This window comes from Desulfosporosinus metallidurans, from assembly GCF_001936615.1.
GTDB classification, from domain to species: domain Bacteria; phylum Bacillota; class Desulfitobacteriia; order Desulfitobacteriales; family Desulfitobacteriaceae; genus Desulfosporosinus; species Desulfosporosinus metallidurans.
In genome coordinates this window covers 1-23795 of sequence record NZ_MLBF01000049.1, presented here as the reverse complement: position 1 = coordinate 23795, position 23795 = coordinate 1, and the positions used below count along the sequence as shown (strand labels likewise).

At 43.0% G+C, this 23795-nt stretch carries 14 protein-coding genes and 6 pseudogenes; 4 read left to right on the top strand and 16 right to left on the bottom strand.

From position 1 onward, the window contains the following. Positions 1-26: 26 nt before the first annotated feature. The 9 genes and pseudogenes from DSOL_RS29145 to DSOL_RS20545 form a co-directional block, all read right to left on the bottom strand. A pseudogene (locus DSOL_RS29145) lies at positions 27-2071 on the bottom strand (TIGR02677 family protein). Between the two features lie 486 nt (positions 2072-2557). Next, positions 2558-2737 carry a topoisomerase DNA-binding C4 zinc finger domain-containing protein gene (locus tag DSOL_RS30185; protein WP_075366664.1) on the bottom strand — a complete coding sequence of 60 codons (180 nt, stop codon included), beginning with the start codon at positions 2735-2737 and terminating at the stop codon, positions 2558-2560. Between the two features lie 342 nt (positions 2738-3079). After that, complete coding sequence (locus tag DSOL_RS20585; RefSeq protein ID WP_207649658.1) at positions 3080-7342, bottom strand: AAA domain-containing protein; 4263 nt, start codon at positions 7340-7342, stop codon at positions 3080-3082. A gap of 162 nt (positions 7343-7504) precedes the next feature. Next, on the bottom strand, positions 7505-7906 hold the full coding sequence (locus DSOL_RS20580; RefSeq protein ID WP_075366662.1) for a hypothetical protein: 402 nt from the start codon (positions 7904-7906) through the stop codon (positions 7505-7507). Positions 7907-8446: 540 nt separating this feature from the next. Continuing rightward, positions 8447-8689 (bottom strand): hypothetical protein, encoded by a 243-nt coding sequence (locus DSOL_RS20575; RefSeq protein WP_075366661.1) that lies wholly within the window; start codon positions 8687-8689, stop codon positions 8447-8449. A 796-nt stretch (positions 8690-9485) separates the two neighbouring features. After that, positions 9486-9923 (bottom strand): HEPN domain-containing protein, encoded by a 438-nt coding sequence (locus tag DSOL_RS20565; RefSeq protein ID WP_075366660.1) that lies wholly within the window; start codon positions 9921-9923, stop codon positions 9486-9488. Then, on the bottom strand, positions 9889-10236 hold the full coding sequence (locus DSOL_RS20560; RefSeq protein WP_075366659.1) for a nucleotidyltransferase domain-containing protein: 348 nt from the start codon (positions 10234-10236) through the stop codon (positions 9889-9891). Before DSOL_RS20560 ends, DSOL_RS20565 begins: the two co-directional genes overlap by 35 nt. 1029 nt (positions 10237-11265) lie before the next feature. Beyond that, a complete protein-coding gene (locus tag DSOL_RS20550; RefSeq protein WP_075366657.1) occupies positions 11266-11676 on the bottom strand; it encodes a hypothetical protein in 411 nt (136 codons plus the stop codon). A 632-nt stretch (positions 11677-12308) separates the two neighbouring features. Then, positions 12309-13283, bottom strand: a pseudogene (locus DSOL_RS20545) (Rpn family recombination-promoting nuclease/putative transposase). A 41-nt stretch (positions 13284-13324) separates the two neighbouring features. Here DSOL_RS20545 and DSOL_RS20535 point away from each other — a divergent pair. The 3 genes from DSOL_RS20535 to DSOL_RS29640 all read left to right on the top strand — a co-directional run bounded on the left by DSOL_RS20535 (position 13325) and on the right by DSOL_RS29640 (position 14020). Then, complete coding sequence (locus tag DSOL_RS20535; RefSeq protein ID WP_075366654.1) at positions 13325-13543, top strand: DUF1659 domain-containing protein; 219 nt, start codon at positions 13325-13327, stop codon at positions 13541-13543. Between the two features lie 13 nt (positions 13544-13556). After that, complete coding sequence (locus tag DSOL_RS20530) at positions 13557-13796, top strand: DUF2922 domain-containing protein (RefSeq protein ID WP_075366653.1); 240 nt, start codon at positions 13557-13559, stop codon at positions 13794-13796. A gap of 98 nt (positions 13797-13894) precedes the next feature. Then, complete coding sequence (locus tag DSOL_RS29640; RefSeq protein ID WP_282433564.1) at positions 13895-14020, top strand: hypothetical protein; 126 nt, start codon at positions 13895-13897, stop codon at positions 14018-14020. 256 nt (positions 14021-14276) lie between these two features. Here the strand turns inward: DSOL_RS29640 and DSOL_RS28150 are convergent, their stop codons facing one another. Beyond that, positions 14277-14444, bottom strand: a complete 168-nt coding sequence (locus DSOL_RS28150; protein ID WP_170871581.1) for a hypothetical protein — start codon at positions 14442-14444, stop codon at positions 14277-14279. Between the two features lie 298 nt (positions 14445-14742). Between DSOL_RS28150 and DSOL_RS20520 the strand changes: the two genes are divergently transcribed. Further along, positions 14743-15054 (top strand): helix-turn-helix domain-containing protein, encoded by a 312-nt coding sequence (locus DSOL_RS20520; protein WP_075366651.1) that lies wholly within the window; start codon positions 14743-14745, stop codon positions 15052-15054. A 328-nt stretch (positions 15055-15382) separates the two neighbouring features. Here the strand turns inward: DSOL_RS20520 and DSOL_RS29790 are convergent. The 6 genes and pseudogenes from DSOL_RS29790 to fabG form a co-directional block, all read right to left on the bottom strand. Further along, positions 15383-17618, bottom strand: a pseudogene (locus DSOL_RS29790) (DUF3427 domain-containing protein); the annotation flags it as partial. A 394-nt stretch (positions 17619-18012) separates the two neighbouring features. Next, positions 18013-19130: pseudogene (locus tag DSOL_RS28480) on the bottom strand (reverse transcriptase domain-containing protein). A gap of 778 nt (positions 19131-19908) precedes the next feature. Continuing rightward, positions 19909-20295 (bottom strand): group II intron maturase-specific domain-containing protein, encoded by a 387-nt coding sequence (locus tag DSOL_RS30180; RefSeq protein WP_427854439.1) that lies wholly within the window; start codon positions 20293-20295, stop codon positions 19909-19911. 69 nt (positions 20296-20364) lie between these two features. Beyond that, positions 20365-20586, bottom strand: a pseudogene (locus tag DSOL_RS30175) (reverse transcriptase domain-containing protein); the annotation flags it as partial. Positions 20587-20905: 319 nt separating this feature from the next. Then, positions 20906-21649: pseudogene (locus DSOL_RS20500) on the bottom strand (reverse transcriptase domain-containing protein); the annotation flags it as partial. A 1204-nt stretch (positions 21650-22853) separates the two neighbouring features. Further along, a complete protein-coding gene (gene fabG / locus DSOL_RS20490) occupies positions 22854-23594 on the bottom strand; it encodes a 3-oxoacyl-ACP reductase FabG (RefSeq protein ID WP_075366649.1) in 741 nt (246 codons plus the stop codon). Positions 23595-23795: the final 201 nt, after the last annotated feature.

Sequence of the window (23795 nt, the reverse complement as noted above, 5' to 3'; positions counted from 1 at the left end):
GGGCAAACATTGGCAAGCACTCAATTTCATTGGGCTGACGCGTATTGATGGCCTGGCTGCTTTTTACTGATAGCCTGTAGCCAAAGCTTACAATAGGGTTCAGTATATTGGACTGCCAGCGTGCTTTGGTTAACACTTTCTGGAAACGACCTGGCTCGTAGGGCAAGGGTTTGCAGCTCGATATCCTGGAAGCGTAATTCTTGATTCATAGGCTGCCATTCAAACAACTGAGCCACCCAGGAGGACCGTTCCTCGTGAAGTAGGTCTGCCCACTTCTTTTCCTGATATTGCTCCTCATCCCAGGCTTTTTTAGTCTCGCTAAGCGCCAGATCGGCTTCTTGGTACCTCTCTTTGGCTCCTGATTCTTGGCGAAGGAGCTTCATAACGTTCTCCAATAACCTTTGATAATCGAACGCCTCCTTCTTCCAAAGGGCGAAGGAAAATGTCCGATCAATTTCTCGGTTGAATTCGTCAGCTGCAATCTCATGATTTAGAAAGGCTGATTCCTCGGCCAAACTGTCGAGTTCCTCAAGTTCTTCGTGGATCGTGGCTAGAGCGTGTTGCTCCTTAAGCTCTAATTTGCCGATTTGATCCTTAAGCGTACCCTCCTTAGACACGTTGTTAGTCAGTTGCTTGTTTTTACCAGCTAAGATCACCTGGTTCTTTTGTTGCTCTTTCAGGAGCCTCTCTCTCTCTTTTTCCGCCTTGAAGACATCATGCTCCCCTAGGGCTTCTCGTTCTACATCTAAAACTTGCTGTTCCCGTTTAAGGATCGTCTCTGTTTCCTGCTGACTTACTAGGGCGATTTTAGCGTTTTCTCGCTCGAGGTGTAAGCGGTCTAGCGCCTTGGTGGTCTGAAGAAGACGTTGGTGAGTGCGCAGGAAATCAACAACCGCATTAGGTCTGCCTTTTTCTCTGTAGTTTCTTACCTTAGGCCGAATCTCGATTTCGGAGGGTGGTTCATCCCAGATCTCAACTTCGAAACTTTCCGTCTGCTTGGGACGATCGGCCCATAAGTGGCGCGTATCGAAGACGCCAAAAACACAGGCTGAGAGTTCATGAGCCTCTTGTACGGTATCTAAGTTGGAAAACCACTTAGCCAAGTGTAAATAATCCAGGCGCCGGTTGCGCAGATTGTGATGAGTTTCGCCAAGACGCTGGGCAAAGCGGGTTAGACGGCGGATGGTATCATTGGTTGCATTCTGAAGATAGAGCAGATCGCTTTCGCTGCCTCCTTCTCCCAGGAACCAGGTTCTAAGACTTTCCCATTCATTTTGAAAACGTTCCATCAGCTGCTCTTTACTAGGACGGACGTCCAGGCGTGGAATAGACAGTTCATAGTCTGCGACACATTCCGTGAGTTTTTGAGAAAACGTCAAGGGGGCTTCCTCAAGTAAGCCTTCAATCCGAAAGGAAGTTCTCTGTAAGCTCGTCATAAAATTACGGAGGTACTCTGTTAACGCCTCTTTATAGACTAGAAAAGCGTCGGTCATCATTTGTTCCTCTACTTTTTTACTATGCAGGTGGGCCAAGTAATCGGCCGCATTATCTGTCAGACGATGAAAGTTTTCATACAGGTCTTGCCAGAGAAGATAAATTTCTTCATTCGTTTTACTAAAAACAGCATCTGGGTTCACCCAGGCGACGGTAAGGTCCATTAAATTACCCAATAAGCGATCAAAAATGGTTCGTTCTAGTGAACCTCCAAAGCCTGCTCCTAAATGCTCCAGGCCTAAAACCATCCGTTCAATTTCAATTGTGTAGGGTGTCAACTGATAACGGATTTTCGCTTCTTAAATTCTTCGATACTCGATACGCGTCCTGTGTCTTGACGCGGTATAAGATTCTTCCAGCTAACCAGTTGGTCTAAATCCTGCAGAAGTTGCTCCTCTGTGTACTCTCGGAAGTGAAGATCCTGTTTCAAAAACTGCAAGATTTCTTCGAGAACTATGTAGTAACGTAGTCGTTCGTGTTGTAGATAAACGTAACGCAAAATAGAACGATAACGCCAAGCGTTCGAAACCGTCAAATAGGTCGCTTCTTGAATAGGTTTAAGAAGTTGTTCATTCATTTCATTTACCTGAGAAGGCATTTCAAGCAAATTGTGTGGAGGCTGATTAAAATGTCGAAACTATATATATACTCAACTGGTCGTATTCAGTCTGAAACTGATATCCTCGAACTTGGGTCGACGATCGAACTGAAATCCGTTTATAAAAGAATAAAGGCTTCTATTCCAAGGGCAAGTGTCGGAGTATATGGTGCTAAAGATTTTGATACTCTACAAAGAACTCATAGAAACCTTGGGCGTTGCAAAATAACAAAGTCAGTTGATGAATTCATGGCACAACTATACGTAAGATGACGGGATAACAACCCGTCTTTTTTTTCGCCTGAAATGAATAGTTGCTGTTAGCTTAACCAGTAAGTAAGCTTTTTGTTCTTATCTAAGCCATCTCAATCTGGACCTGTTTATGATTCTCGCCCTCCCTATTGAACCCATCATTATTATAGTCTTATGATATCACATGGAGTGGACAAATCTTTGAAAAGGCTTTTAATTCTGAACAAATCTAATCCTAACCATTTTTATTAACAACTTCTTTAATTGAGGGTAATTAGGGCAACCATAAAATTCTTTCTCTGCATTTTGTCCCTTATTTGCTTTGCGTAAAACCATTGTCAGACCGCATTTGGGGCACAAAACAGTATCATTATTGTTATGAACAACAGGCATCTCTTTGGCCTATCAAAAACTCCCGTTAAAGCTATTTCTATTTCTTTATAGGTATATTTTGAGGATATACGTAAGAGCTCAAACTTTGCATCTTTGGCTAAACGATTATAGTGGTTGAGATGCGTCCCATAAATAAATTCTCGGTAGTGTATCATTCTATACATGTCGAATACGCGAGAATCAAGTCGCAATATAATTATGGTCTATCCCAGTAAGTGTTACTCAACTCATTCATTGAAAGCTGACCATGGATCTTAAGAAGACGCCAAACTAAGCATCTGCAACTAATCCTCGTAAGAAGTTAGTTGCAGATGTTGTATTTAATTAGTTAGCCTTCGAACGCTACGGCGTATAGGGAACGATAGTCAGATATTTAATCGCCGCTAGTCGAATAAAATGGCTGTTTATGGAGTTATTTATATAGGCCTTATTGCACGTCGGACAGTAAAAGAGTTGTACAGGAATGTATTGACTCACCTCGGTCTTCTGGACGCTGGTATATTTCGCAAGCTCAGCATCGACCTTTTCTAAGGGTGTGAAATCATAAAGGCAACTCGCCTCACCATTATTAATGAGCATCACGGATCGAAACTGTTTCGCCTTATCGTCTTGAGCAAGACCTTCCTGTTGCCTAACTCCATCGTCTATGACAGGCTCACTAACCGGCTCTGGGTCTTCTCCATTCCAAAGTCTGCGGATAGTATCTGCTCGCCGGATGACTCTAGCTTTAAGATCATCCCCTTCTGTTTCTAAGGAATTAGATTCCGACACAATCCCCTCGGGCGACATTTCAAAATAGGTTAAGCGTTCAAAGATTTTCTGCATAGCCCCTTCAGGGTCTCGGAAATATTCACTCCCGCGAATACGAATAAAACGCCAGCCGAGTCTTTCCAGGATAGCTTGGCGAGCCATATCTTGCGCAAGATTCTCCTCAGTATGCCACTTGTCTCCGTCACATTCCAAAGCGACCCGTTGACCACCACTTTCTACAACCATATCAATTCTATAGCCACCGACTTTCCACTGGGGATGAACGGAATAACTTGCTTGACGGAGCCTAAAGAGCACTTGTTTTTCAAATTCAGATTCTGATTCTTTTTCAGCAGTATCTAACATTTTGATGATTGCTTGAGGATCTTTAGCATGTTTAATGAGTTCCCCGCGCAGGTCCCCAGGCTTGAGATCATTTTCAGGATCTAGGGAGTAGACTACCCATAACTGATCACGAGCCCGACTGGCTGCAACGTTATAACGTTTTTTGAACATTTCGTTAGCCCCTTCGCCTCGCTTATTTAAGGGGCCCTCTCCTGCTGAGGCATCGACCAGGGAAAGAAAAATAATGTCCCGTTCATCTCCCTGGAATTGCGCTGGATTGCCACATTGGATTTTTCGTTTTTTATAGTCTTCAGCAGACAGATATTGTTGAAGGAGTCTATCAACTGTACCTGCTTGTTCTTCACCCACCAACGAAATGACGCCCATTGAGGCAGCCTGATACTCCGGCTGTTCTGTACAGGCGATGATCAGGGAAGCGACGACTTGAGCTTCATTAACGTTTACCTTTTTGTAGCTCGTACCATCCTGAACCCGATAAGCAACCGTATGGGGACGCACCTTAACCGTACTCTCATCACGGAGAGGTTTAATCTTGCCTTGATAGGAAAGGTAGTTGCTAAATTGGATAATGGGGGTTACACAGCGAAAATGCTCGCGTAAACAAATGGGCTGAAAGGCGGTACCTGCTAAATCATAGATGGAGAACAATCCGTCGTAGAGCTTAGCATTCGGGATTCCTACGAGATGCTCGTCAATGAGTTTATCGGTTTCCTCTTGTTTTTGCCCGACGGCAGAAGGACTAACTTGCTCATTGTCCCCCACCACAATGACTTGTTTTCCCAAATAAAGGGCAGCTAGGGCGAGAACATCGGCCTGACTTGCTTCATCGATGATGACGACATCAAAGCGATTGGTTCGTGGATTGAAATTCTCCACCACTCGACTTAAGGGCATGATCCAGACTGGAACAGCACTTTGACAGATCGGCATAAGTTTTCGAGCTTCCATTCTAAATCCTGGCGCCCGCTTCCCGGTTCCTTTGCCAATCCGGTGCATCAGTTGTTTCCAGCCGTTGAGAGCTTGACGTTGACGCACCGTAGTACGTCTTACTTGAGCAGCCCAAGCCTTCTTCTCCACGAGCACGGCGGTTTTATCCCTTAACTGTTTGGAGAGATAGGTGATCTGATTGAGCAACTCCTCCATTGACTTTTTCGCCCGGTCATCAAGTTCATCCACAAATTGGCGCCATAACCAAGCTTCAGCAGGGTTACCCGGTAAGCTTCCTTGCCCATGATGACCCTTGCGCTGAAGAATTTCTGTAGCCCAAACAGGTGCAGCCTTTTCCAACCGTGCTAATAATTCCTTTCTCAGCTTAAGATCGAGGGCACGGTCTTTTAAATCGACGAGACGTTGATAAGCTTCACGATAGCGAGGTGCGTGTAAATCTTGGATTGCTGTTAAAAGTTTATGGGAAACGTGAGCTGAAGAACCCTGGGCTCTTTCAATGATGCTTTTTAACTGATCGATCTGAGTCTCTAACTGAATTAAAGCTAATCGCTTAGCCTGAAAAGTTAGCAGACGAGAAAGTTCGTGGGATACAGCCTCTTCTAATCGTCTGAGCTCTCCATAGTTGCCAAGCTGAACCGTTGTCTTTTCATAAAATGCTTTCCATTGGAATCCTGAAGTCTGCAGCTTCTCCACTAGCGGGGTCCAGCGTTTCGTATACCACTCTAAGGACTCTGTGATGAACGCGACAAATTGACGACCGGAGTACTCAGGCTCAAATCCTAGGTCTGTCGGTTTAGGGCCTTGAAGAACCGTGACCTGTCTTTCCCAGCGTTCGAGAAGTCTAGTACGATTGTTTCTTAAATCAATCAGAGCTTTTATGGCTGCAAAATGCTCTGGCCGACTGGGTGGCTTACTATTTACTTGGGATAGATTAATCAGGGTTTTCCAATTCCCTTTGGTGATCAGAGTAAAGAAATTAAGGGATCCGCCATCTTTCAGATGCTCAATGATTTCCTCTAGAACTGCTTCGACCTCGTGAGGTAAGCCATGCTCTTGGACTAGAGGGTTATATTCGAGCAGGGCTTCTTTAGAATTCACAGAGGTAGTACAAGTTCTTTCAATCTGAGTTATCAGGTTCTGCCAAGGACTCTGATACTCCTCTCCCAGCATTCCTGCTTCGAGAAGAGAAAGTTGCCAGTTTGAGGCACTTTGAATCACCTTAACGGTTGCTTCAAGTTCGATTAATTGGGATTCCAGCGGTTCTGAGTTTAGTCCGCTACTTGGTAACCAATACTCCTTTCCCAAGGCGAGTTCTTCGCCTGATAACGTCAGAAAGTTGGCCACCAGATTCTCAAATTCATGGGGAGATATTAGCTGCTCAGGGTCTGGCAAACTATAGCCTAGTTCCTTTTCGTCTGCATAGGTTAACGTCGTATTGGTATGATAGAGTTTTTCTAATTCTCTTGCGGATAAAGGCAGAGCGGCACTTAAGCGCACGGGACTAGGAATCCATTTGGCGCTTTCTCTAAGCTCATACACTTGGCGGGCAGATTGAGCGGGGTCGTATTCTTCACCGGCAATCACGACCGGACGATATTCATCTGCGCGGGCTTGAAGAAGCTTCTGACGAGTTTCACGAAGCTTTTTTAAAATCTCGATTCTATCTTTCTGCAGCACAAGTGCTTCTTGCTCTAACTGATCAGCGTTACTATTGGCTAATCTCTCGGTGATGGCATCAACCGTACTCTCGAGTTGTTTACGGCTATCGTCGGTTAAGACGCTCAGACACAGTGGTTGCAGAGGAGGTACAATTTTCTCGTGAAGAACTGAAAGTGCTTTTGAAGTGTGACTCGTGACCAGAATACTTTTGCCCTGGGCCAAGAAATGTCCGATTAGATTGGCAATGGTGTGCGTTTTTCCTGTTCCCGGCGGGCCTTGGACCAGAACTGCACTGTAGCGATTCAAACGATCGGCAATCTGCAACTGTTCAGAGTTCGCAGGCTTACTAAGTAGGATCTCTTCATCTTCCCCATTCGGATCAATACATCTGACGGGCTCATTCGATTCCAGGGGCAGGATGTCATGGTCAACTCCAACAATATTTTCTAAAAAACCCGGCAGTTCATCACGTTCTGGAATATCCTTGATGATTTCTTCCACGGCTTTACTGAATCCCAAGGAACGCTTGCGCATAAATATCATCGGATCACGAATAATCCATGGCGACTCCGCTTGGATCGGTTTATCCTCTGCTTGAAGAACTTGTCCATAGGGAGAGAGTTGGGCGACGAGCCGTTTTAAAAACTCTTCCGTTTCTTGTCCGCCTAAAGGATGAAACGGTTTTTGTTCTAGCTCTTCATTAAGGCTGTTCATCACCGTCCCTGTCACTTCCGGAACGGATCGAAAGAGACTCGTATAGAGCTCTACGGGTTGCTCAGACTCTATCAAGGAGAATACTGGCACAGAAGGGTCGAATTCAAGTTTAAGTCTCATCAGCAAAATAGGATGACGAATTAACCCTGTTGGGTGATTCCAATTCAACAAACCATCTCCCAGGATCAATTCATATTGCTCAGATTCGCGCTCTAAGCGAGCGTAGATTTCATAGATCTTGTTATAAGCGGCCATGGCCTGTCGAGCTGGAATTTCTTGCTCGGCCCATAGATTTCTTCTCTCGTACCACTCGGCAAAAGCTGAGTCATCTTAGTATTGCTTGAGTACAAAGTCATCTGTTAGCTCTTGCCCGTCCTCTGACTTTGCTACTTTTTCTAAGTTAAATCGAACTGGAAGTTCCGGTTTCATCCAGGTGTCTTTAAGTATAGAATAGTAAATTTGAGGTGGGGGTGGAGCATCGGTTAGCGTTGGCCTTCCAACCTTTAAGACATATGCACTGGATAAATCTGCATCTTCAACTGCCTCTGTGAATGTATCCTCAAACTTACCGATCATGATCGTGGGATAACTGGGTAGATCCTTTATCCATAAGCTCCACGGCTGAAGCTGAAAGTCTCGAATAACCGGATTTCTTAATTGATCAAGTGCTTGTAGATATTTGAATATTTGAAGTACCCGTCCCTTAACTTGGTTTTGATTTATCTCTTCCATTGTAAAACCGCCTTTGTCTGTAAAAATTCATAAAGTAATTACCATCCGACCTATAGCAATCGGCCACCTCCGGTGAGATTACACGTGCCTATTCCACAATTCATAAGTCGTTGATATAACTTTGTAGCGGTCAGAGTTTTCCCGCTTCCTGTTGACGGGTACTGAACATTTTCGACTATATCTACAATTCTTCATTTTCCCGTTATATCCTGCCCATAACTGTTTCTTTCTACATCAGAGTACAACAATAGTTTCCGGTGTGATTACCTATATCTTTATGCAATGTCTTAATGACCTAAATAAAATAGAGTAATTTGACTTACGAGTCAATTGCAACTAAATTATAATCCCGACTGACAAATAAGCCAGTCGGGATTATTGATTGTCTAGGCGTGTACTTAACGAGTACAACTTAAAGCCTTCTAAAGAATCTTCTTCGCCTAGTACGCAGAAAGCGTTGGCGGCTAGCTTGCATATTGCTTCTTCAAATAATAAATTGGTGCCACTTTGAAACAACTTTCGAAATTCATAGCAAGAACATCACTCCGCTGAAATCTCTTTCCGCTCTTTTTTCTGTCGTGCCTTATCCATGCGTTCTTGATACATCTCTCGAATCCAAGTACTCACAGGTGCCTTCCATTGTTGGCTTGGGCTGGGGATATTTTTGATCAGACTTCTTGGATTTAATCCCATCGCTCTGGCCATTTTCAGGGTTTCGTCGTTCAGTCTGCATTTCTTTTTTGCTTCAGCCCATTCTGCATCCTTTTTTATATTACTAGCCATGCTGTGTTCCTTTCTTCACACAATTCAATATTCAAATGTATTCATTTTGTTTGCTATTGTTTAGATGGCTATTGCATGATCTTATCGCCTAGTCGGTAGATGGTGCCGCCATATTTTATTGAAATTGTTGACACCTTCTTATTCCATGAATTTTTTTGTATTATTATAGCATAAAAATAGCCAGCTTACCGATTGGTTGGCCGATGGACGAAGACAAGGTGCTCCGCGTTAAAGGCGAAGCACCTTGTTTATCACTGAGCAACTCGAATGCAGGATTGATCCAATTGCGGTAAGTTCGATTAAAGTTGGTTCCTCCACTTTACTCTTCTCCAATAATTCGCTGAAGGAAGTAAATAATTCATCGATTTGTTTTATCTCGAAAATTATTTGAGATATTGCCTTTTCAGGAGACGCGATAAAGATCACCTTCCTTTTCAAGGTATTGTGAAAATAGATCTTCCCTATCTAAATTGACAGGACGACTTAATATTTGGCGTCAATCGCTCACTGCAACCCATTAAACTTCTTCAAGAAATTTAACCTGGATCTTACCCTCTAGTAGGTCTTCAAACTTTTGGGCTGCTTCCTGAAAATAAGCTGAACTCCCATGGGCTTTGAAGGCCCCTTATCCTTGTACTTTTCAAAGAAGACTATTTCAGTTGGGTCATTCTTTACCACATGGGGTATGTACATCAAACAGTCCTTTTCCTTAGAAAGAACTTCCTTGGCCAATTGAGTACAAATTTCAAAAAAATGCCAAGCAATTTATAACCTGGCACTTCTCTTTTCTAGTCTGTTATGTCATTTGGTGACCTGCCTGAGGATTGTCTTTTTGTATTTCATCTGATTTAAGTTCTAAGCGCAGAGCAATAAAACTCATAATATGGTCTGCATCTTCTATTGCTTGCCGCATATCGCCTTCGCTTAGCTCAATTTCCATAGGGTAACGAGGTTGCACACCATAAGCAGTTAGACGTACACAAGCTTCTTCGATATCTTCGAAGCCATCTGCAATTTTCCCGCACATTCTCCTGAGCAATCTCAAATCATGTGTTTTCGGCGGGTCAATATTCTTGTCGATGAGAAACCCTTTCAGTATCTTTTCAGCCGATTGCTGGCAATGATAACATATGATTTCCAGTTTAAGTGGATGCAGCCCCAATAAATATTTTGCGGTTATCAAATCATCCTTTGCAAAATCACACCATGATTTGACTATGCCGTTCTTGTCCATAGAGCTTCACCCCATCTCTGAAAATTGTTCTTTCAATAGTAGGTAGTTGCTTTCGCTGGTTAAATTCACTTTCCTTGCCGACAATAATGTCTACTGCCCGAATATCCTTCCGGCTGATCGCTCGACCAATTTTTTGCATAGCTTCGATAGGGCGCATACTATCATCAGGGATGACCACATAAATGTCAAAGTCACTATCATTATGAGGCGTTCCATATACAAAAGAACCAAACAAGTATATTTCATTAACTATAATGGTATCTAAAATGGCTTGCTTGATCGTTTCAAGCTCTTTACTTGCGGCCGCATCCATATAAACACCCCGATCTCATTGTTGTTTTATTCGTTTTCATTATTCTAACGTAATTATAATATCACAATATGGTATAAAAAGGTAATACACTTGATTTTTCTTCTATTTCGAGGTTTTAGGAAAACTTTTCTCCATCATTAATCTTGAGACTTTTTTCTTAAACTCGCCACTTGCTTTTATACCGCTAATAGCCGATTTTAATATATCTTTATTCATCGCCAGAACCCTCCTTCAGCTTAATTTCAAGGAGTTTCTTGCCCCAAAAATTAACCTATTACCTGGGGAACAGGCTGGCCGACAGCTTCCCCAACCCTTTACATACCCAGACATCTCCGGAATCCTGCTTCGAGAAATATACTTGGTATTTTTCAGTCTTTCTTCAAGATTTTTGCCTTTGGATTGTTTAACCCTCTATCCCATTTTCCAATATTATCTTATAGGCTATATTTCTACATCACTGTCTTACAACCTTTTTAGTTTGTGTTCAAGTGGACCAAAAAGAACCATGTGAATTAGTAAAACCCTCTCCAACTAATCAGAGAGGGTTTTATTTTATCAAGTAAAAACCAAAAAAATATGCTTATTCGTCTTCATCTCTACCTTCAGTAAAAAGCTCATCTAGACATCCATCATCAATAGCTGCCCCTCTATTTTTATATGGAACTGAACGTTGTCTACCCATTTTGTAAAATTTGCATGCCTTTGGTTTATCAAGAACTGCTCGGTAGCCAGTATCGTCATAGTGGGCGCTGATTACAATTATATTTTTGCCGGCATTCTTATAAGGCTTCTTAAATAGCGATGATATTTTGACTTTCGCCGTCTTTCTGCGTCTCCGTAACATCTACATCCCAAAATGAAATGGATGGGAGTCCCTTAAACGGCCCTAATCTCGGAGCCTAGCGAGTTCAACATAAAAAAGACCGCGTAATGTTTTTCGAATGGTAAATCAAAAAAATGAGCAAAGATTTACACCATCGCCCATAGATAAAAAAAAGAGAACCGCATTTTCTGTGGCTCATTTTGTCCTTATAAACTTTTGCTTTTCAAGTGCCTTATAGAAACCTCATGTTCGCCCAATATACCTTTTATGTGTTTCGCTTCATCAACATCGTTTCGGATAACCTTCTCTAGTAAACTCGTTTTTTCGTTTACATAGTGTGTAAGTGTTTCGAATTGCTGTGCAGTTTGTTCCCTCAATGACGTTACTCCCTCGGCAACCGTATTAATCTGCTTTTGTACCTCCTCCAATAGTATGCGGTTTCTACCAACTTCGGATTTTATCGTACTTATTTCGACCGATAGATCAGCTCGCGTTTGTGATATTTCGCTTGATAGATCAGCTCGCGTTTGTGATATTTCGCTTGATAGATCAGCTCGCGTTTTCTTAATTTCGCCCATTAGCTCATTCAACATTTCTAAAACCTTTTGTTCTTCCATTTTCTTTTCATTCCCCTTTGTAATTGTTAGTCTTTCAACCTCAATTACTTGATTACACTATTGTGTAATTAAAGTTAATTTCTTACCTTTATCTTATCAAAGATATTCATTAAATCCAACTCAATTCTTTCAACGGCGCGGTCAAATCTTCCTCGCTAGGCGCGGTATAGATCAACGTCATTTGTATGGAACCTCGCGGTAACGGTTGTGTTTACCCTTGCGAACAATTACCTCGCCTTTGCGCTCGGTAATAACGATGAAGACTGAGGCAATATGTTCTCGTCTTCTGGTTTTTTTAGTCAAGTGCTGTCCAACCGTCAGAGTCTTCCGAATTAAGGTCCAAACCATTACTTATTAAACTTTTCAATTGTTCGTTAGCCGTGAAAATGTATAGCAAAAAATCCAAACGTTCGGGAGAATCAAGGTTGCCGCTGAATTCTAATACTCTTTTTCATATTAAAGTAATCACTCCTTCCAAAGCAAAATTACAAGTAAAATTCAGTTCGTAATATCTTACAAATATGCGTTTAAAAAACACTCCTATACCTTTTTTCACTATTACAATGAATGCACATTAAAGAGAGCCCTCGTCGAGCGAAGACTCTCTTGATGAATGATGATATGACCGGATGCTATTGAGAGACTAAATAATCTTGAACGAGAGCAATTGCATCATCTAAATGGGCGACAATAAAAATTCGGTTGGTAATTCGACTGAGCACATCCAAGTCAGTGATCGTGCGTATCTTCTCCTGGAGCACCTGAGATTCGACACCAAAGCGAGCTTCGAGGTATTGACAGATTGTCTCAACCTTACCAATGGCTACACCCTCAGCAATGCCATCTTTTTTAGCCTTTTCAGCCTTCAGATTGGACGCTTCTACTGCTGCTAGTTGATCCAGAATAGCTTTCTTTCGATCATAGTACAGTTCCCGCAATTGTGGATCAGCACTTGCTACTTCCCAGTCCTTCATAGCTCGGTCAATCATCGGATCTCCCATGGCTACCACCTCCAATTGTTTTCTGATTTCTTCATTATCATTGCCATCCAACATTAACAACCAACCTACCAAGGGATCTTTCTGTGGTGTGACTTCCTTCGTTCTCCACTTCTGCCTGAGCTTAGGCATTTCGATGAAGTGCATGGCTAGAGCATCTGTCAGTAGAAAATGCTTCTTCTTTTCCAGCAAGCAGAACTCACTATGGAATTCATCGGTTTCCTGCAGGTAATCAAAGTTAAGGATGTTAATCGTTATAGTATCTTTTAGCGTTTCATAGGCTTGCTTCTCCACCATCTGACGACTGAACAGTTCAGCCCAATATAAGAGAGACCGCTTTGCCATATTATGCTCATTTTTCATCTAGATCTCTATATTAACATGCCGCCCATCTTGGAGCTCCGCTCGTATGTCTAGGGTAGCCTTTTTGTCTTCGGCATTTGCTTTCGTCAATTCGGTATTAGTATAAGTTAAGGATCTGATTTTTTTGCCTTCTGCAGGTTTGAGCACTGCATTCAAAAATGCAACAAGTACTGGTTCTTGGCCTTCCCTACAAAAGATTAGCTTGAAGGCAAAATCAATTTTTAGATCAATGAGGTCTGTCTTCATTGATGCACCACCTTTAATAGTATTATACCATTTTCTGGAGTTTGAGAGTAGATGGTTTAGATCACAAAAATGCAGAAGGCCCCACGATCTTTGCTAGACGTCAGAAAAGCCTGAGTGATGTGAGATCCGACGCCGCTGAACAAGCTGTTTATGATGCGGCACATGCCTTATTCGGTCTGGCGCAGTATCCGGTGATCGACGTACTCTATAGGAAAAACTTTGAGCTGTCGATGAATAGCCGGCCGAAAAATCCGATCTAAAGGAGGTGAAAGCATGGCCGTCACAACAAGCAGAGTGCTAAGGTTGACTTTCACGACCGCCGGCGGCAAAACGTTAGCGATTACGATCCCCAATCCGAGGGAAGACCTGCAGCAGGCTGAGGCCGTGGCCGTGATGGACTCGATTATTGCGAGTGATCTATTCCTTACGTCCAGCGGCGCGCTGACCGGAATACGCGACATTAGGGTAATAGATACCACAACCGACGACCTTTTCGACCCGCCGCAGGCTTAACCGGCTGCTTTTAAGACGTAAGCGTCAAATAACAAAGTGTACAGAAATAGAGCAAAAACCAGTGTAAACTAGGTTTTTGCTCTATTTGGATGGAATTCTTGGATGCAAAGTCAGACCTATTACAGATCATCAGTAACGATGAAAAGGCAAGAATGCTGTACGATGCCAGAGAAGCGGAGCTACGTGACCAGTTGACAAGGCTGAAGTTGCAAAGAACCTTTTAGACATGGGATTTGAAATTTCAAAGGTATTCCATGCAACTGGTCTTTCTGAAGAAGAAGTTAAGAGATTACGAGATAACTAGAGTCAAGTAGGAGATAGCCTACACAGCTAAACAAGGTGCTTCGCGTCAACACGCGAAACACCTTGTTTTGTTTTTTTGTAAACTGCCTGGAAGGGTACCTTAAACCTTTATATTCATTACCCGGTGAGCCACGTTGTAGTTAAACTTCAATTTGCCAGTAGGAGCGCTAATAGGGTTCATTGGGCTGTGTCGCTAGTGCTTTTCAAATCAGTTCGCACTTCAAAGGTAATGGGGTCAATCTGAATCACAATCTTTCCCAGGGTGCGGGCAAAAGAAAGGATTTTCCTCGCGCCGCCGGGTTTGCCGTTCCATACCACAAGCACATAATTACTTTGTTTGACCATATATTCCTTTTTCTTTCTGATGCAATCTTTACTGTAATGACGCTGCAATAGAGTTTCCTTATCGCATCGTTCTACAATAGAAAAGTACCTGTCACGCTGCGCTATCGTCCAATTTGCCGCCTGATAACAATCATCAGTATTTTAGACAACCACCTTTCTCATAATAATATGGAATTAAGGCATATATTCTCTTGCATTATATGGAATACAATTCCCCATGTCAATAGAAACATATGCTGTAATTCCGTATAAAGAGCCGATGTATTGTCTATAATCATATACAAGGCGGTGAATTGTAATGTATGAGGATTTATTTTATGAAAGATTAACCACGCTCCGCACACAAAAAGGAGTTTCCGCAAGGGATATGAGCCTGTCTTTGGGGCAAAGTGAAAGCTATATCAATAAAATTGAGAACAAAAAGTCGCTGCCATCCATGACAGGATTTTTTTATATCTGCGAATACCTAAATGTCCCACCTAAGGATTTCTTTAATGACGAAGTAAGCTTTCCGACAAAATTAAATGACTTAATTAATGAGTCAAAGAAGCTGAACGATGGCCAATTGGAACATCTTCTAGCTATCATTAAGGACTTAAAGACAACCTAAGAAAAGCAGGCAAAAAAATACAGCCTGCATCTCTTTTTATCTTCCTCCAGCCTTACCCAGATGATAGCTGATAGCTGGTTGCTAGTTTACACTCTATAGGTATCATATAAGAAAAGGACTGACGTGTTGCAAGCACTCCAGTCCAACCGATTGTCTAACCGAACGGTTAGCCCGAATTAGAAGTTATAAGAAATAACCGCAATCCTAGCCAGGGGTGGTTATTTCTTCTTTATGATCAAAACAAATCCTCTAATTCCCTTAGTAGGTCATGTTGTTCTTCGGGCATCTAATAAGGAAACAATTCTTTGGAAAACTTCACTTGTCAACCTTAAATCTTTACCGTCTTCTTCATCACAAAACCCGGCAGCGGCTCCTTCATCTTCCAGACGATACTAATTGGTGCTGAACCATAATGGCTTTGAAAATCGGCAAATCCAATACAAGTAAACGGAGAGGCAAAAGCCCCCTCTTTCTTTACTCTCTCACAAAAAACAACACATTCCCACCCCTGGCTGCTTGATTAAGATACCTCTGCCCTGTCAGCGATTCCACCGTCGTTCGACTCTGAGACTGCCAATGAAATAACTCCTCATTGATAGAATAATCCTGATACATGGTTGACGGAGAATAGTCCTTTTCGGACTTGTTCAAGGTCACGAAAAAGACATCCAGCTTCTTCTCAGCTAGGTAGAGAACTCCTTCCCGGAAAGAGCTCCTCTTTTGTTCCGTATGTTTTCCCAGAGCCACCAAAATCTGATCAAAGGTATAAGCACAATATAAGTCCAATGGGTATTCATCCTCAAAACCAACTAAAGGCTTATCTACAAAGTTGATATTGCAGAATTGAGAGTCCAATAAATCCATCGGTTCTTGGTAAAGCCGCGGATCTTTAATGCCCAATATATCGCCTCTTCTATTGAAGCAAACCTATTTCCTAGATCACTAAGCCCCTTGCCCCATAAGGTATAGTGAACCATTGTTAGCATTGTCCGTTTCCCGCTGGTCAACGAATGCCATAAAGAACCTTCACCTACAAGAATTTGCGGCAGGATCTTCATAAAATTAATCCAGCGCCTGGAATTCAGCAAAGACAATCTGCCCAACACTGAAGCCAGCAATCTTTCCCTCTCTGCATCGACCTGATAGACCTTGAGTAAACCAGCTTAAGAAGCAAGTCCCACAACCGTTACCTTTTTGCTATAGACATCTTGTGGTGTTACATGGTAACCTTCGAAAAACTCCCTGACCTTAAGCTCATGTTTGACTTCTATAAGATCATAAAGCTTGCTGATCAAATTTCGCTTAGTATTAACCGCATCTCGGATGTTCTCCAAAATGTAGTCCTGAGCCTGTTTTTCCAATTGAATCGAGCAGCCTCTAGGTACATTGGCAAAACCTGTCTTAATCTCCTGCTCAATAGTTTTTCGAGACCTTGATAACAAGGCTTTAAAACGGCCTTCAAAGGAATACCTCTGATGCGCTTGTCCCACAAAGTCCAATCCCGTCAGCGCTTCTTTCCCTTCGCAGAGTCTTAACCCCCGACCTAACTGCTGCAAAAAGACGGTCAAGCTTTCCGTCGGCCGCAGAAAAAGAACTGTATTCACTTCAGGAATATCAATTCCTTCATTATATATATCCACCACAAAAGCAAAGGTGATTTCCTTCGTTACCAGGCACCGCTTCACGCTATCCCTCACAACGATCTCCGATTCCGCGACTAGAGGAATCCCCGCTTTGTTAAAAACCTGAGCCATAAATTCAGCATGCTTTTTACTTAAACAAAAACCAATTCCGATGATCTCCGCAGGATCCAGACAATATCGTTCCAGAGCGCTGATAATATAACCAACTCGTCTTTCGGCAATGGCTTTTTCGAACACATAGAGGTTCTCTAGTTCCCGCTCATCGTAATTGCCGGCAACCCAGTGAACCTGACTAAGGTCAACATTATCTGTCACACCAAAATAATGAAAGGGACTAAGCAATTTCCGTTCAATAGCTTCCCATAACCGGATTTCGGCAGCAACTCTGCCCTGGAAATAAGTATAGATGCTTTGCCCGTCCGCTCTCTCAGGAGTTGCCGTCAGTCCAAGTAACACTTTCGGTTTATAATACTCTAACAGTTCTTGGTAGGATGGGGCTGCGGCAAGATGGAATTCGTCAATGACAATATAATCATAGAAATCAGGCGAAGTGACCTCAGTTAAATCTTTTGAGTTAAAGGATTGGATGGAGACAAATAAATGATCAAAGCTATCCGGATTTAGGCCCCCCACCATCATAGCGCCAAAGTTGAGATCCTTTAGTATCCCGCGAAAACAAGACAAACTCTGACTTAATAGTTCCTTTCGATGGGCGACAAAGAGCAGTTTGTTCGTTCTATTCGGATTTGCCCTGCAAAAGTCCCGGTAATCAAAGGCGGCGATGACTGTCTTACCAGTACCCGTGGCAGCAACGACCAGGTTTTTAAACGAGTGATGGACTTCCCGTTCAGCTTTCAATTTGTCCAGAATTTCTTGCTGATAATAATAAGTTTTAAGATCAAAGTGGAACGCTAAGCCACTCCACATAACAACCAACCCCTTAATGGGTTCGACAAATTTCGGGAAGTACCTAGGTCACTAGGGAGGAAAAGAAGACCCCTGAAGATGAAACATCGAAGGCCTTTTCCAACCCGAGCACTATTAATTCAGATGTGATCGCTGATGGAATCCGGCATGTATTCTTCTTAAGTAAACCATATATAAAAGCTAAATCTTGTAAAAATATCGAGAAGTTAATTAATAAGATAATTATCGAAAAGTTGCAATCTAAAGAATGAACATTTTCTCGAAAATCGGGTAGGAGGCCACTCATTATTTGAATGGCCGACTCCGGGTAGAAGGGTCACCTTCGGTGACCCAACCCCCACGGAACCCGGCGTGCAGATTTCCCGCACCGGGCTCTTCAGAAATTGACTTACAGCATTGCGTATGCTTTTAATGACATATAGGGTATCGAAAGCTTTGGTCGCAATATTGGAAACGTGCCTTTAATTGCTTGAAACTTCTCCCAGGTGACATATCCTTTACTACATCTGGAACTGAGCATTCTTTTCCAGTAATGTTCTGTCCTGAGGTAAATCTTGAATAGGCTTTTTAAATTGCCCGCTACCCCATAGTAATTGTAGTGGCCTCTTAATACCGAATTTATTACCGCTACCTGCTCCTTAATAGGAGAGTGTCGAATTTCACGTAGGGTTGCCTGCAATTTAATAATACTTCGCTTAAGTCTAGTTTTCTCAGTCTTTCGGCCCACCATGAAGTTTCCCTTTCTATTAGTAGTACAATAGTGGGTGAAGCCGAGAAAATATATCGACTCTAATCTTTTGCCTCGTTCCTTAGCATGCTTAGTTGCAAAGCGTCCAAACTCGACTAGGCGCGTTTTGTTCGGTTCCAGAGTTAAAGCAAATTTCTCCAGCCTTTTCTTCAACGTTTCATGAAAACGATTGGCATCTGAACGGTATTGAAAGCAGATTATAAAGTCATCAATATACCTAATCAGGTATGCTTCACCTTTTAGCCTTGGCTTCACCACCTTTTCAAACCACAGGTCAAGTACATAATGTAGATAAACATTGCTCAGCAAGACGCTAATCGAGCCACCTTGAGGAGTGCCAACTTCGCCTGTATTTTTTCGTTTTCCATAACTCCGGCTTTCAGCCATCGGTTTATCATCGAGATAATTCTGGGGTCTCCCACTCTATGCTGTACAAAATCCAACATCCATTTGTGGTCCAGACTCCCGAAGAAGTTCTTGAGGTCTGCTTCCAGTACCCAACTGACTCTTTCTCCGGCAATTATTTCGTTTAGGGTTGCAAGGGCATTATGCGCACCTCGCCCGGGCCTTCCTCCGAATGAACAGTTAAGGAAGTCTTGCTCATATATTGCGGATAATACTTCGGCAGTACTGCGTTGCAGGGCTCTATCCACAACTGTGGGAACTCCAATTGGGCGCTTTTCTGTTTTACCCGGTTTGGGTATCCAGACTCTTCTGACCGCCGGAGGCTTATAGCTTTTCCGATGGATTGACTCCATAAGGTCTTCAATCCAAAGGTCAAAGTCCTTCTGCGCTCCTTTGACCGTCTCATGGTCTATACCGGGTGCAGTATACTTTGGCATCCGGGCTAGGCCTTCCCATATGAGTTCCTTCGTTATGTGATGTGCCAACGAAGAAAATTTAAGGTTAGTTTCCTTTCGAGCTTTCGCTGCTACTCTTTCCAAATTCGTGTTCATGGCTGGGTTTCTCCTCACTTTGTATTAAGGTCCGAATCCTCCCATTGTATGGAGCCCATGTTTCCTTGGAAAAGATTCAATTTCTGCTGACCGCTTCCCCATGTAGCAGGCTCTCCCTACCTCAGAGTACTATCAGTCAGTAAGACTTCCGACAGGCCATCGGATTATCCTCACTTTGTCAGCTTGTCAAACCCTATCCTTAAAGGAAGCCTGCCGGATCTCCCTTGTTCCCAAAAGGCCCATTGATAGCATGCCGTAGGTACGAACCCCGGAAGTAATTAGTCTATCCTCACCAATAACGGACATCTAATTTCTGCCTTCCCCATAGAGAGAAAAGGTCGGCTACTTCACAACACGTTCAATTTCGGGGCTAATTATCCCATTCACTTTATTCCGGCCTACTATCTTCCTGTCTACGCTTCGCGATGAATGTTACCACGCACCACGCAAGACTCGGTGCTTGACTGCTGGTTAGGCTTTATCAAGATGGCTATCTCAAGCCACATGTGCCTCTTGAACTTAGCAAGGCGCAACTCCCACACCACCGTGCGTACCGTTCGGTACACGGCGGTTCCTCAGTTTACGCTGTGACTTGTCGATAATACCCTGAAAAGAATAGGAATCCAAACCCTTTTATAACATTGTTAGTTAGGGATTTGGTTAGAATAGGGCTATTGGATGTTCGCCAGTAGCTCTTTCTTGTGTTTGCGAACTCCCATGCTTTCTGTTCTTGGAATCCCAGTGATTTAAGCATTTTAAACTTTGTCCTCACTCGTTTCCACTGTTTCCAGTAAATCATGCGGATTCGTCTTCTCATCCATTCATCGGTTTGCAATAACAGCGTCTTCATATCCGCTAACTTAAAATAATTTATCCATCCCATGATGTAGCGTCTGAGTTTCGTTGCTCTAGTTTCATTACCCATCCCGTTGCTTCTGGAAGTGAGTTCTTTAACCTTGCCACGCATCTTTGCCACCGATTTTGGATGTATTCTGATTCTCGTTTTACCTTTCATTTGGTAAAACGAAAATCCAAGAAATTTTACCTTTCCTACGTAGTCAACCGCCGTTTTCTCCCTATTCACTTTAAGAAATAATTTCTTTTCGATGAAAGGGATAATATTGTTTAGTACACGTTCAGCGCTTCTTCTGCTTTTGCAGAAGATCATCAGATCGTCCGCATAACGGACAAATCTGTGGCCCCTTCTTTCAAGTTCCTTGTCCAATTCGTTCAACATAATGTTGCTAAGAATTGGACTTAATGGGCCGCCTTATGCAAAGAAAGTTATTATGCAAAGTAAACGGTGAAAAGCCTGTCATAAGTAGGACAGACCAAAATTTACTTTGCATAGTATATGTAGCTTCTTAATCAAATAAATCGAGAAAACATACCGAAATGGCTTTTATCTACACTGAATGGACTGCTTTTCCCGCATTTCTAAGGTGTAATGTCGACTATCTGTCGAGATATTATGCAAAGTAAATCAAGAACATATGCCCTAAAACCGTGCTTTCAAGGCGTTTACTTAGCATAACGCGCTACTTTGCATAAGGTGGTTTATGCTAAGCTTAGCATAAGCCGCCCTGGGGCACGCCGACTTCTGTTTCTTCGAAGCGTTTTCTAACGACAACTCCTGCCCTTAGGTATTTGTGGACCAGCGATATGACTCTCCCATCTTTGATGGTTCTTGACAGTACTTCTACCAGTTTGCTTTGATTCACGGTATCGAAGTACTTCTCCAGATCCATGTCGACCACATATTTGTATCCTTCATCTATGTTGGTCTGACATTTCCTGATCGCATCATGGGCGCTTCGTCCGGGTCTAAACCCATAGCTGTTGTCGGAAAACTGCTTCTCGAATATCGGTGTGAACTGTTGGGCTATCGCTTGTTGTACGACTCGGTCTACTACCGTAGGTATTCCTAGATTTCTTTTCTTTCCATCTTCCTTAGGTATTTCTACCCTTCTGACGGGATTAGGACGGTATTTTCCATCCAAGATTGACTGCCTGAGTTGGCTTCCGTTTTCTTTGAGATAGTGTAGAAGTTCATCTACTACCATCCCATCGACTCCGTGAGCGCCTTTGTTCGACTTGACCCTCTTGAACGCATTGTTCATGTTGTCTTTGTCTATTACTCCCTCAAGTAGTCGTTCCTTCGACTGGACTGCGCCGGTGATGTTGTTCTCAGTGATCCTCACAGAACTGTGCACTCCCGCATATCCTTCGTGTTCCGCACTATTCTTTTGGGGTGAGCCTTCCTTTAAACTTTCGTCTGTTGGAAGTTGGCTACACTTCGCTTCTGTTTTGGTAACATTCATTAACTATCACCTCCTGAGGTTCAACCCTTCCCCGACGACGTCGACGTCGACTTCCTCGGGTACTATGGTCTCTGCTGACTTCTCATGATAAATCTTGTTTCAACCGTACTTCATACACTGTGTTTCCGCACGTCCATGAGACCTCCCCGGGTAAGAACGCAGTCTTTCCTTCCATCTATCTGCCACATCTACACCGTAGGCTTCCGGATAGTTTAGGGCTTTGGTTTGTATAGCAACCTTACCCAGCCTACATATGCCTAATGTGATTTCTGTTCGTCAGACCAGAAGTTCGCCTCCGGTTTCCTTCAGATTCCACCTCGCGATGGACACCCTTACCCTTGGCTATGTGCTTGGCACTATCAGCCCGCACTCGGGACTTGCACCCGTTAGACTGCGCCCATGCCGGGCGCACTATAATTAGCGGTAGTTTATTGAAACCACCGCTAAAAAATCACATGGAGGACCGTACAGGCAATGTTCGACTAGTACTTTCTACTACACATCCCTCTGTGTCAAGATGGTTTTCCAAGCACCGATAATAAGGCACCTCTACACTTTCCACTTTATTCCTTGATTTCCTCCTAAAATTGCAAAAATATTCATAAAAAACAAAAGCCAGACCGTCCAAATAAGACATCCCGGCATTTAACTTGTTCACTGGATATTTCGCCGTGGTAGAGCCACCGATGCTCTAGCTTGTCTTACGCAGTCACCGATCTTATACCCCTATGACCCAGTTTGTTATGTTTTACCCAGGCACGAGCTCGATTTGGAAAGCCAGTGGCCCACCTAGGACGATAACCACTTGAAGGCCATAAGACGCAAACAACACAAATAGAAAGAACTTAACGTTAGTCATGAGTCCAGACAGGGTTTACGTCCGTAAGTTCAGACTCATGGTGCGCAGATACCAGGGAGATGTTACTCCCATTAATCACCGATTTAACTAATCGAATTGGGCAACTCACTTTTTGTTCTCTTCTGCTGCCCGATCAGGCGTGTACACCAGAATACTTAAAAGGGACTGTGTTATAAGATTTCTTATGACACAGCCCCACTTTTATATCAATATCGTCTTTTATTATAATATTGTTTCCCACTAAAAGGTTAAAGTAGCATCTTTATACAAACAATCCCCGCATTGATGTTTATGAGTCTGACTTTTGACACAGCCTCTAAATATTTGGGATTTTAGATTCTTAGTTCAGCTCATAAACATCCCTCCGTCACAATTAATAACCTGTCCTGTTACATAAGATGCTTCGTCGCTTGCTAAAAAGAGACATACACTGCTTACTTCTTCTGGTAATCCAGGCCGCTTTAGCGGTGTAAGTGAATTGGCCATTTGCCGAATATTCTCGGGCACCAACGCATACATTTCTGTTTCAATTGTCCCGGGTGCAATTGCATTGACATTGATTCTTTTGGATGCCAATTCTTTGGCTAGGGTTTGAGTCATTCCGACCAGCCCTGCTTTCGACGCTGAATAGTTTGTCTGACCGATATTACCGTTCCTGCTAGTGGAAGAAATATTCACAATCTTTCCATAACCTTTTTCCCGCATGATAGGTATCACAGCTTGGGAAAAGCGAAAAGCGCCTTTAAGGTTTACATCAATCACTATGTCCCACTGCTCCTCAGTCATTTTATGCACCATCGCGTCTTGAGTGATTCCGGCATTGTTCACTAAAATATCGACCGTGCCAAATTCTTCAATAACCTTTTTGACCATATTCTTGACCTGTAAGCTATCCCTTACGTTAACAACAAAACCTTCTGCAACTCCACCTTCTCGACACAGATCATCAGCAACACGTTTGGCATTGGCTTCATCAATGTCACAGAGGGCCACCTTAGCACCTTCGGCTGCGAATCTACGCGCGATAGCTTCCCCTATACCTCTCCCAGCTCCTGTAATGATTGCAACTTTGTCCTTAATTCTCATTAAATCTTACCTCCTGACCTTTTTTGCATATACTTGCCCATTTGCCAGTGAATTCGTTCACTAAGCTGAACATCAAGGCTTCCGATACGAAAGCCTCCAGTGTAGGGTTTCGCCGAAGCCGTCTATCCCAAAATGAACACTTCGCGGCGAAGGATGGGTCGACCTCTATTGGAGTTTACGAAGAAACAACCCACTTATAGG